Here is a 14196-nt window from a genome sequence, read left to right on the forward strand (position 1 = left end):
ACCCAGCCAGGACGAAGCATCTTATCTTGTTTGATCAGCTGGTCCATTTTTTCTAAAACCGCCTTGACGATCGTGCGCCCTACGTCATGTAGTTTATTTTGTAACAGCCGCTCAAATTTCTGAAAATCCATCTCATACAATAAACGCTCAAATTCTTTCTCGTCTTCTCCCAACTTCGAAAGGATAACCTCTTTGATATATCGAATAAATACTGTCATGAAGACATCACCCCTGGGTAATCTTTTTGGATTACTCATCCCGTCGAAGGATGGTGATGTCTTCTTCTTTTTTCTTCCTCAAAAATCCTACAGTAATTTTACACTAACCCCAAATTTACATATAGCAAAAAACCCGCGAAATTCGCGGGTCATGAGACATTTAGGTTTTATATGGTGGAGGCGAGGGGAGTCGAACCCCTGTCCAAAGGCATTGCTACACGGGCTTCTCCGAGCGCAGTCTGTATTTTAAAATTCGCCCCTTTGACGCCTACAGACAGGCTTCGCCGGCGCTATCTCGATAAAGTTTCCCAGTCGGTCCTCCGAGAATTGGACCTCAGGTATCCCGCTAATTGACGCCCTAGCCTAGGCCGCGGGCGAGCGTAGGTAGGACGTTAGCAGACTAAGCTGCTAAAGCGTATTCTTCGTTTGCGTTTACTTTAGGCCCACCGTATTATCGGGCTGATGGAACCCCGGCTCGCTACCCATGCCACAACTACCCCTGTCGAAACCAGTACGCCCCCGTGCTGTGCTGAGGGTGATGGCGACTGTAAACGCAAAGCAAGTATATTTATTTTATTATTAAATTATAACATGCTCCCTAGCACTTAGGCAATTAATATTTTTGTTTTTCCCGCAGCGCCCGGTCCATTTCGCGCTTGGCATCCCGTTCGGCCATATCCTCCCGCTTGTCATAAAGCTTTTTGCCGGTAGCAACAGCCAGTTCAACCTTGGCTTTGCCCCGGGTAAAGTAAATCTTCAGCGGAACAAGGGTAAACCCTTTCTCTTTGGTCTTGCCGATAAGCTTATTTATCTCATACCGATGCAGGAGCAGCTTGCGGGTGCGCAGCGGCTCGTGATTGAAGCGGTTCCCCTGCTCGTAGGGGCTGATGTGCATGTTATGCAGCATGACCTCTGCATTTTCGATGCGGGCATAGCTGTCCTTCAAATTGGCTTTGCCAGCCCGCAGCGATTTAACTTCCGTACCGGTCAGTACAATGCCGGCCTCGTAAGTTTCGTGAATATGAAAGTCATGCCGCGCCTTGCGGTTTTCAGCAACGATTTTAATTTTCGACCCCTTGTCCATAGGCGCCACCTCAGGTAAAGCATCTAGCCGTAAAGTATATGATACACGACAAAACCCGTTTCGTCAATAAACCTATATTTTAAACCGAAACCGCAGGAACAAGAATGCGGAAAGTGGTACCCTGCCCCACCTGACTGTCGACCTCGATCCGCCCCTTATGAGCATTAATAATCGAATAAGCGATGCTAAGCCCCATACCGGTGCGGTTCACTTTTGATGTATAAAAAGGTACCCCGAGGTTGGGCAACTGTTCGGCCGGAATGCCGCAACCGGTATCGGCAATCTCCACACAAACTGCGTTTCCGGCCCTGCCAAGCCGGAGCCCGAGTTTCCCGCCGCCCGGCATTGCTTCGATTGCATTTTGACAAATATTTAATAAAGCTTGCCTGATTTGGTTTTTGTCCAATAAGCATTCGGGCAGCTTTTCATAACAGTAATACTCTATTTCAATGCCATGCAAAAATGCCTGCCGGTCAATCGCGCCAATAATTTCCTCAACGATAGCGCCGAGCGCTTGTTTTTTCGTCACCGGCGGCGTTGGACAGGCCAGTTGCATAAATCCGTCGATGACACTGCTGGCCTGATCGACTTCGGCGATAATGGAAGCCATGCAATCGACAAGTTTTTGGTCGTGATTATATCTTTTCTGCAAAAGCTGGGCATACCCGCGAACCGTAGTTAACGGGTTTTTTATTTCATGGGCCATGCTGGCAGCTATCTGGCCGGCAAACACCAATTTTTCTTTTTCCCGTAATACGCTTTTAGTCTGTTTCAGCTCTTCAATATAGGCCTGTAAGACCTGCTCGGCTTGTTTGCGTTCTTCAATTTCTTGCTTGGCCGCTCCTAACTTATAATAGAGAAGTTTATGGGGTTCTTGCAAGTTGGTGGCAACCATGGCTTTATACGTAAAATAGAACGACGCAAACTTAAAGAGATGACCAAACATATTTGAAAGGCCATAGACATCAACATAAAAAGTAAAACAAAGCTCAGCCATTATTGTTGTTAAAAACACCAGCAGTAAAAACGGCAGTACCGTTGGATGATAATACTTTTTGTGCGACCAGGTCACCTCGAAGGCCAATAACAGAATTACGCAAATGATATATTCGCTTAGCTTCTTAAAAAACGTAAGCCCATGCGAGTCAATAAAACAATCAGGAAATATTTGCCAATAAAAAACGGATAAAAGCAACAAACCCGAAACTGCTGTGTAGGCTGCGAGAACCGCAGTTAGCCGCAGGGGCCGGTAAAAGAAGAGAGGGGCTATTAACAAGGATACGCTTTCGATATATCTGGTGATAACCCAGAGCTGCGTAGCAAGGTTGGCGCCGCCCGAGGCAAAGATACCCATTCCTTTGTAAGCCAAGGCATGGAGTAAATTAAAACCGCCCACAAAACCATAGGCAATGCCGACAAACATAAAATAATTGTTTGTCGCAATTTTATGTGTATTTACCGCAATGATAAAGACACTGAACGCGATGATAACCGAGAATAGCTCGATAAGACTGTGAAATAGCAAGTAGTTTGTAAAACTGATATAGGCCGATAGTAAAATTAACAAAAGTAATGCGGCGCCCGTTTTAGTCGAATTTATTAGCCACTTTGGCGCCGTTGCCACATTTTGTCCGATGGTTATACCGTCTTCCATTTTAGGTCTCCTTAATATCTCCTTTACTAAATATTGCTAATTTTGCATACATTCCCATATTATACCAAAACACTACTGCTCGTCAATTAAAAATGCCCGTAGATTATGCATTATCTACGGGCATTTTTTACACTCCCGTTAGGCGACGGGAATATCTTCGTCCGGTTGGAGAGTGGGCACCTCTACCCGTACCGTGTCAGGATATTTAAGGCCGGTACCGGTATTGAGCATAACCACTTTCTCATGCGGCTTGATCCAACCGTCGGCGAGCAGCTTCTTGGCCGCCGCCAGTGTAGCTGCGCCTTCGGGGCAGATGAAGAGACCTTCTTTGGCCGCAATTTCGGCCTGATCTCTCAGGATTTCTTCATCCGAAACAGCCACCGCGCAGCCGCCCGTATTATATACTGCTTCAAGGACGAGGAAGTCGCCAAGCGCTTTGGGCACCGTGATGCCGAAAGCCACCGTAGACGCGTTGTTCCAGAACTCGGAAGCCGGCTTCTTCTCCTCGTAAGCCTTAACAATAGGCGCACAGCCTGCCGCTTGCACGGCAACCAGCCGCGGCAGTTTTTCGCCGATCCAGCCAATCGCCTGCAGTTCTTTCAGCGCTTTGTAGATGCCGATCAGGCCAACCCCGCCGCCGGTAGGATAAAGGATGACGTCCGGCACTTCCCAATTCATCTGCTCGGCGATTTCCAGGCCCATCGTCTTCTTGCCTTCAATGCGGTACGGCTCTTTCAAAGTGGAAGCATCCATCCAGCCATATTTCGCCACTGCCCGGCCGACAATCTTGCCAGCATCACTGATTAACCCATTGACAAGGTAGAACTGGGCACCGGCGATGGCACACTCGTTACGGGTAATAGCGGGGGCGTCAACAGGCATTACAATATAGGCTTTAATTCCCGCTTTGGCGCAGTAGATGGCCCAGGCGGCGCCGGCATTGCCATTGGTGGGCATCGCCAGGGCTTTAACGCCCAGTTCTTTGGCGCGCGACACACCGACAGCAGCACCGCGGGACTTAAAGGTGCCGCTGGGGATAATGCCCTCGTCTTTCAGGTACAGATTGGGCAGGCCGATTTCGTTGCCAAGCGTGTCGCAGTGAATCAGCGGCGTCATGCCCTCGCCAAGCGACACTTTATTCTTTTCGTCGACCAGCGGCAAAAGCTCGCGGTACCGCCAGAGATCAGGTTTGCGGCCGATAAGGTCGGATTTTTTAAAGTTGGCTTTGACCTTTTCCAGATCGTAGCGGACCAAAAGCGGCGAGCCGCAAGAGCAAAGCTGCGTCAGTTTGTGCGGGTCATGGGTTGCCCCGCATTTGGGGCATTCTAAATGACTCATGTACATGAACATCACTCCTTGTTAGCTAATCTAGGCTCTGAGCCTGCAGACCGGTAGCAGACGCGCGGGGCTGCGGGGGTTAGAGCTGGCGACTTCTTTGGCTGCGGACCTCTTCCAGGTAATTGTAGATCGAATACCTGGAGACACCAAGCGTGGCGGCCACCTGGTCGACCGCGCCTTTCACCAGAAAAACACCTTTTTCGTCCAGCTGCTTGATAATATTGAGCTTTTCTTCACGGGGCAAATTGGCGACAGGAATATGGTAATTCTCCAAAATAGACTTTATTATGCTGTTAAGCGCCTCAGAAACGTCATTGCTAAAGGTTTCCTTAACGGCGCCGGTTTCTACGGCCAGGCTTTTCTCCAGAAAATACTTCCAGGACAACATGGGCGTCAAGTCCACATTGATGCACAGGCATCCGATAATATGGCCGTCATCGTCGCGGACAAAGGTAGTCGACGACCGCAGCGTCTTGCCATCCCGCGTCGTTGTGCCATAGTTTAGGATATCCTTGCAATCGTCGCCGTACTTGCGCAGATTTTCCAGAACCAGGTCGGTGAGCGGCGCGCCAACCTGGCGGTTAGTAACGTTCCCTACGATGTACACTACTGACTGTTCCGGCCGGGTGACGTCGTGGATCACCACCTCGCTATAAACGCCGACGGTGGCATGAATAGCGTCAGCTACCGGTAGTAGAGCCTGCAATTTTGGATGCAGTGGTTGCAAGTTTCCACCCCTTATATAGGTTACTCCACTTTTTTCGAAAAAACTTCCACAAAAATTTGCCAAATCCTTTTTTCTTTTTCCTATTTTAAGAAAAAATTATTAAAAAAGTTGAAAACAAAAAATGATCTAACGGCAAAAGTTTAATAGCAGCCTTAGGAAAAATGCCGGTTGCTCACGATTCTTATAAAATAATTATAAAATCTATTAAAAATTTTTAATCCGCCATGGTTGACAGATAATTTTTATCTGCCTAAACTTTATTTGGAGAGAAAAATGTTGGTTTTTGCCAACAAAGGTAAAGGGGAGGATAAAAATGTTAACCGTTGTCAGCACGGCTAATGCTCCGGCCGCGATTGGACCGTACTCGCAAGCAATTAAAGTCGGAAATCTTGTCTTTACATCCGGGCAAATCCCGATCAATCCGGCTACCGGGGAACTTGTAACCGGTTCGGTAGAAGAGCAGACCCACCAAGTTCTGAAAAACGTCAAAGCTGTCCTTGAGGCAGCCGGCGCCAGTCTCGACAGCGTCGTAAAAACAACGGTCTTTATTAAGGACATGAACGATTTTGCGAAAATCAACGCCGTCTACGCCACTTACTTCACCGTCAACCCGCCGGCCCGCTCCTGCGTCGAAGTGGCCCGCCTGCCGAAAGACGTACTGATTGAGATCGAAGCAATAGCTTACGTCGCCGATAAATAAAGGCAAGATTAAAACCTCCCGGGCTAAATCCGGGAGGTTTTGGCTTTATCTACTGCAGCGGCAGCGGTTGTTCTTGGTTTTGCCGGGCCGGCGACTGGCAGGCTGCCGCCTGTTGCTCCGGCCGGCGGGGACTGCCGGCGTAACGAATGCGGGCAAATTCGGCCAAATCTTTATCGACCGTGACCAAGTCCTCACGGCTGAGCTCGCTGGTCGACCGCTTGCCAACAGCCTGGACAGCGAGCTGCATTTCGGCCACGCAAGACCGGAGGAAATTGGCCAGATGGCCTGCCGCTTGGTCAATATCCAGTTTGTCGTTCAGCTTACCGGTGTAAAGGGCTAACTGTACTGGCGGCGATTGGGGCAGCGCCTTGGCTACCTGGGTGTGCATGGCCGCCATCAGGGCGATGGAACCAATATAGACGGCATCGGCACCCAAGGCCAGCGCTTTCAGGAAATGGCCCGGCGTCGTAAGTCCGCCGGTGATGATCAGGCTAAACTTGTCGCGGAGGTTGTTTTCTTCCAGCCAATTGACCGCCCTGACCAACGAGTGCAGTGTCGGCAAGCCCACATTGTCCTGCAAAGTAGGGTTAGATGCGGCCGTACCGCCTTCGGAGCCGTCGATGACAATATAATCGGCCTCGGTCTGGGCAATAACGGCCAGCTCGTATTCCAGAAAATCGGTGCCGGCGATTTTTACGCCCACGGGGACATCGTATTGCTCTTTCATGGAATTAATCATTTTAATATAGTCCTGCGTATTGTTCTTACCAGGCATCCGGGCATAGACGGTAGCCCCCTGCCCCGTTGCCAATTTCCAGGTTTGGCGCAAATGCTCGCCAATCATGTCGCCAGGCATGGGTTCATCTACGGCGCCGCCCCACGCCCCCTGGCCAAGTTGGATTTCGATGGCGTCCAAACGGCTGAGCTGCTCCGGACCGCTGAGCTGGCCGCCACGATGATATTGGCCGATAAGGTACTTGGCATTATCCCGCTCTTCGTTAGTCACGGCCGACTCCCCGGTGTTGGTGGCCGTTCCCGCCAGCGCGGCGCCGCGGGCCAAGGCCATTTTCATCTGCAGGCTGAGCGAACCGCCATAAGACATGCCGGTAATCAGAATGGGAATGTCCAACTGGAGCGGCTTTGGAGCCCGGGGCCCGATAACGGTACGGGTGTCGACGGCGGTGTAATCGGGATAAGGCAATTGAAAGAGCTGCCGGGGATTAAGCAAAATACTGTCCCACGGCGAAAGTACTACCGGGCTTCCCAGGGGCCGCGTCAGCTCTTTGCCCAGCTCGGAGCGCATTGCCGCTTCCATGATGGCCCGGGGCGACAGTTTTTCCGCCACCGTGACCATGAGAAAGGGATTATCGGGATAATCTTCGGTTAACATTTTCATGGCAGCTTCATCCAGCATAGGATCCATCATTTTCATCAGCAACCAGGATGCAAGCATTGTAACCACCTCCGTATTTCTTTATAAATAGTTTAACGGGATGAGCGTAAAATATCTAAAACCTGATTAAAAATTTACCGCAGCGACCCACTTAGGCAGGAATGCCGGGAAAACTTTGGGGAAAAACTACCATCGCTGGAAAAATCATTGTATAATATTGTATAATGTAGATTACTTAAAGTTTTTTCGTAAAGGAGAGCAAACATGGCAAGGATCAATGAAAACTATCTGAAATTGCCCGGCAGTTATCTCTTTGCCGAAATTGCCCGCCGGGTCGCCAAGTTTAAAAACGAAAACCCTGAGGCCGACATTATCCGCCTTGGTATTGGCGATGTAACCCGCCCGCTGGCCCCCGCCGTTATCGAAAGCCTTCATAAGGCCGTCGATGAAATGGGACAAGCTGCTACCTTCCGCGGCTATGGTCCTGAGCAAGGCTACGAATTCCTTATTGAAAAAATCATCGAAGGCGACTATGCACCGCGCGGCGTGAAGCTGGATGTAGAAGAAGTCTTTGTCAGCGACGGCTCGAAAAGCGATGTCGGCAACATCCAGGAAATCTTCGGCATCGACAATATTGTGGCCATTACCGACCCTGTTTATCCGGTCTATCTTGACAGCAACGTCATGGCCGGCCGGACCGGCGAGTATAAAAACGGCCGCTTTGAAAAAATCGTTTATCTCCCCTGCAACGCCGAAAACAATTTTGTCCCCGCCCTGCCCAAGGAAAAAGTGGACATGATTTATCTATGCGTGCCCAATAACCCGACCGGTACTACCCTGTCCAAAGCCGAACTTAAGAAATGGGTAGATTATGCCCGGGAGAACGACGCGATTATTTTTTTTGACTCCGCTTATGAAGCCTACATCCAAGAACCCGATATTCCCCACAGCATTTACGAAATCGAGGGTGCGAAAGAAGTAGCCATCGAATTCCGCTCCTTCTCGAAAACGGCCGGCTTCACCGGCACGCGCTGCGCCTACACGGTCGTGCCCAAAACCGTCATGGCCTCCACCGCCGCCGGCGAAAAGTATCCGCTCAACAAGTTGTGGAACCGCCGCCAGACGACCAAGTTCAACGGCGTGCCCTACATCGTCCAGCGGGGCGCCGAAGCCGTCTACAGCCCCGAAGGGCAAAAGCAAATCCGCGAAATCATTCAGTACTATATGACCAATGCCAAAATCATCCGCGAAGGGCTTGAGAGTGTGGGCCTGCAGGTCTTTGGCGGCGTCAACGCCCCCTATATCTGGCTTAAAACGCCCCATAACCTTGACTCTTGGGCTTTCTTTGACAAACTCCTTACCGAAGCCCATATCGTCGGTACACCGGGCTCCGGCTTCGGTCCCTCCGGCGAGGGCTACTTCCGCCTTACTGCGTTCGGCAGCCGCGAAAACACCGAGCGGGCCATCGAGCGCATCAAAACCCGCCTCAAGCTGTAAAGAAAACCGAGTATTGAACCGCGGAGATAATCATGCCAATAAATGGCACCACAAAGCATGAAAAGTAAGTTTTTGAACTAATCTCGCGCGACAACTGTCGCGCGCGTAGCCCTTTGCGTTCTTTGCGCACTTTGCGGTTTTACGCTTTTCAGGGTAGGCCGCAAAGGGTATAACGGGCGCGACGCATGTCGCGCCTAAAAATTACTTTGCGCTCTTTGCGTACTTGGCGGTTAAAAAAATTTCGCACAGTAAAAAAGTCCTGTCAGCGCATACGCTGACAGGACTTTTTTATTCGGTTGTCGACGCGGCCGCCAGGCTCAGTTCGCACTGGGGAAAGTTAAGAGTAGCGAACAGGTCGGCAAGGGTTTCGGCGCGGCGGATGAGTTTGACGCTGCCGTCGGGGCGCAGCAGCAGTTCGGCCGAACGCAGTTTGCCGTTGTAGTTGAAGCCCATCGCATGGCCGTGGGCGCCGGTGTCGTGGATAACGACAATATCGCCAATGTCGATGCGGGGCAGCGGACGGTCGATGGCGAACTTATCGTTGTTTTCGCACAGTGAGCCGGTTACGTCGTAAATATGGTCAGCCGGCCAATCTTCCTTGCCGGCCACGGTAATGTGGTGGTACGCACCATACATGCCGGGCCGCATCAGATTGGCCATGCAGGCATCAAGCCCGACGTAGTTCTTGTAAATCTCTTTTTTGTGCAACACCCGTGCCACCAAATAGCCGTACGGGCCGGTGATCATGCGGCCGCATTCCATGGCCAGCTTGACCGGATGCAGGCCGTTAGCGACAATCTTGGCCTCATAGGCCTTACGGATTTCTTCACCCACATAGGCAAGGTCAACCGGCTGTTGCTCGGGACGGTAGGGAATGCCAATACCGCCGCCCAAATCGATAAACTCAACCTTGATGCCAAGTTTTTGATAAATTTCAATGGCCAGGTCAAACATCATGTTGGCCGTTTCGACAAAGCACTGCGGATTGAGCTCGTTGGAGATGACCATAGTATGCAGGCCGAACCGCTTAACCCCTTTGGCCTGCACGATGCGGTAAGCGTCAAATAGCTGCTGGCGCGTCAAACCATATTTGGCCTCTTCCGGCTTGCCGATGATGGTGTTGCCCTGTTTAAGGAGCGGCCCGGGATTATAGCGGAACGAAATAATCTCAGGCAGACCGGCGTGTTTTTCTAAAAATTCGATATGGGTAATATCGTCCAGGTTGATGATCGCGCCCAATTGTTTGGCTTTAATGTACTCCTCAGCGGGCGTGTCGTTGGAGGAAAAGATAATTTCTTCGCCCGTAATGCCGGCCATTTCGGCCAGAACCAGTTCGGCGAGCGAGCTGCAATCGGCGCCGAATCCTTCTTCCCGCAGGATCTGCAGGATATACGGATTAGGCGTTGCTTTTACGGCGAAATATTCTTTGAACCCAGGCGCCCAGGCAAACGCGGCCGTCAACTTTCTGGCATTTTCCCTGATACCCTTCTCATCATAAATATGAAAAGGCGTCTTATGCTGGCGAATGATTTCTTCCAATTTTGCTTTGGTAAAGGGGAGCTTTTTCTCTGCCATAAGGATACCTCCTGTTAGAATATTGAATGCGGCCGGGAGCGCCTCAGCTAATATGAAAACGGCCTGCGAGACCATCTCGCAAGCCGCTAAAAATGCTTATACCAAGCCCTATACTAGCCGTGCAAGATAGCGCTCCACCCGAATTTGCTCGGATGACAGTCTTACCCTTATTTAGCGGCAAGACCAGCAGAAGGTCCTTGGCCATGACCTGCTGCTTCGGCGGATATTCCTTTCTGCACCCTTCATCGCCGGCCTGCTCATGAATGCATACTCTTAATAGCCGCACCTCTATCTCACTATATTTAATTATCGTCTCTAGTATACCGAAGCGAGGCAGGTGTGTCAACACTTTTTCCCGCCCGTCCCGCCTTCACGGCAGACTCTCTTCCCCCGCGTTGAGAAGGCTATTTCAAGCGGTTTTTCGGTTTGGCAGCCGCCTTGGCCTTGCCGCCGCTTTTGGACTGGCGTTTATTCCCCGTTTTGCCCTTGACCTTGTTCCCTTTCCGGCCTTGGTCGTTGGCCGCCTTATCAGCTTCGCCCCGCCACGGTTCGGCGGCAAAGGCAAGGTCAATGGTGCGGTCGGCGGGATTGACGCGCACCACCCGTACCGCTACCGCATCGCCCAGGCGGTAGGTGCGCTTACTGCGCTCGCCGATCAGGGCATATTGCTCTTCCGCAAACTGGTAGTAGTCGTCATCCATACTGGAAACATGAACCAGTCCTTCGACGCCGTTATCCAGCTCAACGAACAGGCCGAAGGCGGTCACCCCGCTGATAATGCCGGGAAATTCGTCCCCGACGAACCGGGCCATGTATTCCACTTTCTTAAGGTCTACCGTCTCCCGTTCGGCCTCAGCCGCCGCCCGCTCCCGCTCTGACGAGTGCTGGGCCACGGCCGGCAGCATTTTGGCCAGCTTTTCCCGCCGCTTGGCCGACAATTCGCCGGTAGTGAAAGTTTCGCGCAAAATGCGGTGGACGATGAGGTCAGGATAGCGGCGGATTGGTGAGGTAAAATGGGTGTAATACCGGGCCGCCAGGCCGAAGTGGCCAAGGTTTTCCGCCTCATAACGGGCCTGTTTGAGCGAGCGCAGCATAACCGTGCTGATAATCCGCTCTTCCGGCCGGCCGGCAATGCGGGTAAGCACTTTCTGCAGGGCAATCGGATGAATATCGTCGACTGAAGTTAACCGCTGGCCAAAATTATGGAGAAGATCGTTGAGCTTTTCCATCTTTTCCGGGTCCGGCTCCTCGTGAACGCGGTAGACTGCCGGCACGCCAAGCCGGTGCAGGTGTTCGGCCACCGTCTCGTTGGCCGCCAGCATGAACTCCTCTATAATGGACTCGGCCAGACTGCGGACCCGCTTGACCAGTTCAACCGGCCGCCCCTCCTCATCCAGCTTGACCTTTATTTCCGGGAAATCGAAATCAATGGCTCCGCGGCGCATACGCCGCTCCCGCAGGATATGGCACAGCCGGGCCATTTCCTCCAGGTGGTCGACAAGGTCGGCATACTGCCGCCGCAAGTTTTCATCCCGGTCAACCAATATCCGCCGCACGATATTATAGGACAGACGCGTATGGACGCGGATTACGCTGGGAAATATTTCGTAGCGGACAATGCGACCGCCGGCATCGATTTCCATATGGACCGACAAGGTCAGGCGGTCTTCGCCGGCATTAAGGCTGCAAATGCCGTTGGACAGCCGCGGCGGCAGCATCGGCAGCACCCGGTCGACCAAATAGACGCTTGTTCCCCGGCGGCGGGCTTCGACGTCGAGCGGGGTATTTTCCCGCACATAGTAGCTCACGTCGGCGATGTGGACGCCGAGCAGATAGCGGCCGGCGGACAGCCGCTCGACATGGACGGCATCATCCAGGTCTTTCGCGTCCTCGGCGTCAATCGTGACGATGGGCAGGTCACGGAGATCGCGCCGTCCCGCCAGTTCCGCCGCACTGATCTCTGCCGGCGCGTCAGCCGCCGCCCGTTCCACCTCCGGCGGAAAGGACCGGGGCAGATTGTGCTTGGTAATGATGGATAAAATTTCGATCCCTGGGTCGCCTTTTTGCCCCAGTACTTCCACAATCCGCCCTTCGGCGCTCCGCTGCCGCTCAGGCCACTTGGTGATTTCCACCACTACTTTGGCATTGTCCTTGGCGCCGTTTCTTTCGCCTTTGGGCACGAAGATGTCCTGCCCCAGGCGGGGGTCGTCGGGGACGACAAAGCCATAGTGGCGGCTGGCCGCGAAGGTGCCGACGATCCGGTGGTTGGCCCGCTCGACAATGCGGATAATTTCGCCTTCCCGCTTTTTGCCGTGGACAGGGGTGCGGCGATGAATGCGGGCGACGACCCGGTCGTTGTGCATGGCCGTCATAGCGGCATCAGCAGTAATATAAATATCCGGCTCTTCGGGGTTGTCAGGAACAACGAAACCGTAACCCTTGCCGCTGGCATGGAAACGGCCCACGATGAGGTTCATGCGCTCCGGCACACCGTACTTGCCGTAGCGGGTCTTGATAATCAGAGCTTCGGCTTCCAGCTCATGCAGGATCGGCCAAAAATCGATCAGTTCCTTGCCCTTAAGGCCCATTTCCTCCGCTAGGTCCTCAGCAGTAAGCGGCCGGTAGGCGTCATTGCGCATAAAATTAAGGATCTTATCCCTTAAGGCCGTTTTTCCCATGTTCTCCCGTCCTTTTATTTATACATTTATTTGTCAACGACGGCAACGAGCGCCTTGCCTTCGGCCGTCACCGTGCCGTCCGGCAGGCGTACCTCGCCGGCCAGTTCATAGATGCGGCCCCGCTTGGCCACGATCCAACCGACAACCGTCAGGGCCTGTCCAACCGGAGTGGGCTGGCGGTACCGCACCTCCAGCCTGGCGGTTACGGCATTCATCCCTTTGGCATAAATATAGCGGGCCATGATTTCATCGAGCAGGGTACTGACAATACCGCCGTGGACGATGCCGTCATACCCCTGATGCTCCGGCCCGGCGGTAAAATTAGTGACATATGTATTGTTTTCTTCCCGAAAAGTTAATTTCAGACCGATCGGATTTAGTCGCCCGCAGGCGAAGCACCACTCGTTTCGCTGATCCATCTCACTCTCTCCTCAAAAACACGTCTATCTGGGCAAAAACCTCGTCCCGTTCGACATCCAGCGTCACCACGTGCCCTGACCGCCGGAGCCAAATGAGCTGTTTGTCGGCGCTCCCCAGGCGGTCAAAAATGTGGCGGGCACTTTCGGGCCGCACGGTATGCTCGGCCTGGGACTGAATGACGAGGGCCGGCGCCGTAATCACCGGCAGCAGCTTATCAACATGCTTGATAAGTGCCAATAAACTGGTAACACAATCTAGCGGCGTGCGGTCATAGCCGACGGTGTAAATAGGGTCGACGTCATAGCGTTTGCGTTTCTTCGGAATATAGCGCCGAAAGAGCCGGTATGCCGGCAACAGGTGCAGCCGCCGGTCGGCAATGTAGATCGGGGCGCTGAGGGAAACCACCTTGTCCACAGGGTATTCGGCCGCCAATTTCAGCACCATTAGTCCGCCCATCGACAAGCCAACGGCGGCGACTTTGCGGCACAGTCCCCGCAGCAGATGATAGCCGTCCTCAACGGCGCCGTACCAATGCGGCCAAACCGTCAAACGCATTTCCCGCTCGTTTGTGCCATGGCCGCAAAGACGGGGCGCCAGCACGGTATAGCCGCGGTCGTGCAGGTACTGCCCGGCCAGCCGCATCTCGGCCGGCGAACCGGTGAAGCCGTGCACCAGCAGCACGCCGTAGTCGCCGCCCGGCAGCAAAAACGGCTCGGCGCCACGGATAATCGCCACCAGACCACCTCCTATGGTATTATCATTATACCATTATCAGGCAATTCTAAACACCGCCGCAAGAACAAAAGCGCTAACGCGCCTTTTTAATAAAACCGCAAAGATGATCATGCCAATAAATGGCGCCACAAGCAATAGAAAGCAACATCATTCCACCACTTACCTCATACCTCATAC

The 14196-nt window shown here is 52.7% G+C and carries 11 protein-coding genes, 1 other RNA gene, 1 pseudogene and 1 riboswitch; of the genes and pseudogenes, 2 read left to right on the plus strand and 11 right to left on the minus strand.

Features of this window, described 5'->3' with window-relative positions:
• The 6 genes and pseudogenes from BLQ99_RS11470 to BLQ99_RS11495 form a co-directional block, all read right to left on the minus strand.
• A pseudogene (locus BLQ99_RS11470) lies at nt 1–218 on the minus strand (ISLre2 family transposase); the annotation flags it as partial.
• Between the two features lie 172 nt (nt 219–390).
• Nucleotides 391–739: a transfer-messenger RNA gene (gene ssrA / locus BLQ99_RS11475) on the minus strand.
• A 92-nt stretch (nt 740–831) separates the two neighbouring features.
• Nucleotides 832–1302, minus strand: a complete 471-nt coding sequence (gene smpB, locus BLQ99_RS11480) for an SsrA-binding protein SmpB (protein WP_093691125.1) — start codon at nt 1300–1302, stop codon at nt 832–834.
• Between the two features lie 79 nt (nt 1303–1381).
• A complete protein-coding gene (locus BLQ99_RS11485) occupies nt 1382–2956 on the minus strand; it encodes an MASE3 domain-containing protein (RefSeq protein WP_093691127.1) in 1575 nt (524 codons plus the stop codon).
• Nucleotides 2957–3094: 138 nt separating this feature from the next.
• Nucleotides 3095–4300, minus strand: coding sequence for a threonine synthase (locus tag BLQ99_RS11490; RefSeq protein WP_093691128.1), 1206 nt, complete (start codon nt 4298–4300; stop codon nt 3095–3097).
• A 73-nt stretch (nt 4301–4373) separates the two neighbouring features.
• Nucleotides 4374–5021, minus strand: a complete 648-nt coding sequence (locus tag BLQ99_RS11495) for a helix-turn-helix transcriptional regulator (RefSeq protein ID WP_093691129.1) — start codon at nt 5019–5021, stop codon at nt 4374–4376.
• 313 nt (nt 5022–5334) lie between these two features.
• Between BLQ99_RS11495 and BLQ99_RS11500 the strand changes: the two genes are divergently transcribed.
• Nucleotides 5335–5721 carry a RidA family protein gene (locus tag BLQ99_RS11500; protein ID WP_093691130.1) on the plus strand — a complete coding sequence of 129 codons (387 nt, stop codon included), beginning with the start codon at nt 5335–5337 and terminating at the stop codon, nt 5719–5721.
• 49 nt (nt 5722–5770) lie between these two features.
• Here BLQ99_RS11500 and BLQ99_RS11505 read toward each other — a convergent pair whose 3' ends face one another.
• Nucleotides 5771–7174, minus strand: a complete 1404-nt coding sequence (locus tag BLQ99_RS11505; RefSeq protein WP_093691132.1) for an FMN-binding glutamate synthase family protein — start codon at nt 7172–7174, stop codon at nt 5771–5773.
• Between the two features lie 204 nt (nt 7175–7378).
• Here BLQ99_RS11505 and BLQ99_RS11510 point away from each other — a divergent pair, with 204 nt between their 5' ends.
• Nucleotides 7379–8611 carry an LL-diaminopimelate aminotransferase gene (locus BLQ99_RS11510; RefSeq protein WP_093691134.1) on the plus strand — a complete coding sequence of 411 codons (1233 nt, stop codon included), beginning with the start codon at nt 7379–7381 and terminating at the stop codon, nt 8609–8611.
• 288 nt (nt 8612–8899) lie between these two features.
• On the opposite strand, the gene lysA is transcribed toward BLQ99_RS11510, so the two are convergent.
• The 4 genes from lysA to BLQ99_RS11535 all read right to left on the minus strand — a co-directional run bounded on the left by lysA (nt 8900) and on the right by BLQ99_RS11535 (nt 14019).
• On the minus strand, nt 8900–10186 hold the full coding sequence (lysA, locus tag BLQ99_RS11515) for a diaminopimelate decarboxylase (protein ID WP_093691136.1): 1287 nt from the start codon (nt 10184–10186) through the stop codon (nt 8900–8902).
• A 119-nt stretch (nt 10187–10305) separates the two neighbouring features.
• A riboswitch (Lysine riboswitch) is annotated at nt 10306–10485 on the minus strand.
• Between the two features lie 105 nt (nt 10486–10590).
• Nucleotides 10591–12864, minus strand: a complete 2274-nt coding sequence (rnr, locus tag BLQ99_RS11525; RefSeq protein WP_093691140.1) for a ribonuclease R — start codon at nt 12862–12864, stop codon at nt 10591–10593.
• A 26-nt stretch (nt 12865–12890) separates the two neighbouring features.
• Entirely contained in the window at nt 12891–13283 is a 393-nt protein-coding gene (locus tag BLQ99_RS11530; RefSeq protein WP_093691142.1) for a PaaI family thioesterase, read from the minus strand.
• A 1-nt stretch (nt 13284) separates the two neighbouring features.
• Nucleotides 13285–14019 carry an alpha/beta hydrolase gene (locus BLQ99_RS11535; RefSeq protein ID WP_093691144.1) on the minus strand — a complete coding sequence of 245 codons (735 nt, stop codon included), beginning with the start codon at nt 14017–14019 and terminating at the stop codon, nt 13285–13287.
• Nucleotides 14020–14196 lie beyond the last annotated feature (177 nt).

Source organism: Sporolituus thermophilus DSM 23256 (assembly GCF_900102435.1).
GTDB classification, from domain to species: domain Bacteria; phylum Bacillota; class Negativicutes; order Sporomusales; family Thermosinaceae; genus Thermosinus; species Thermosinus thermophilus.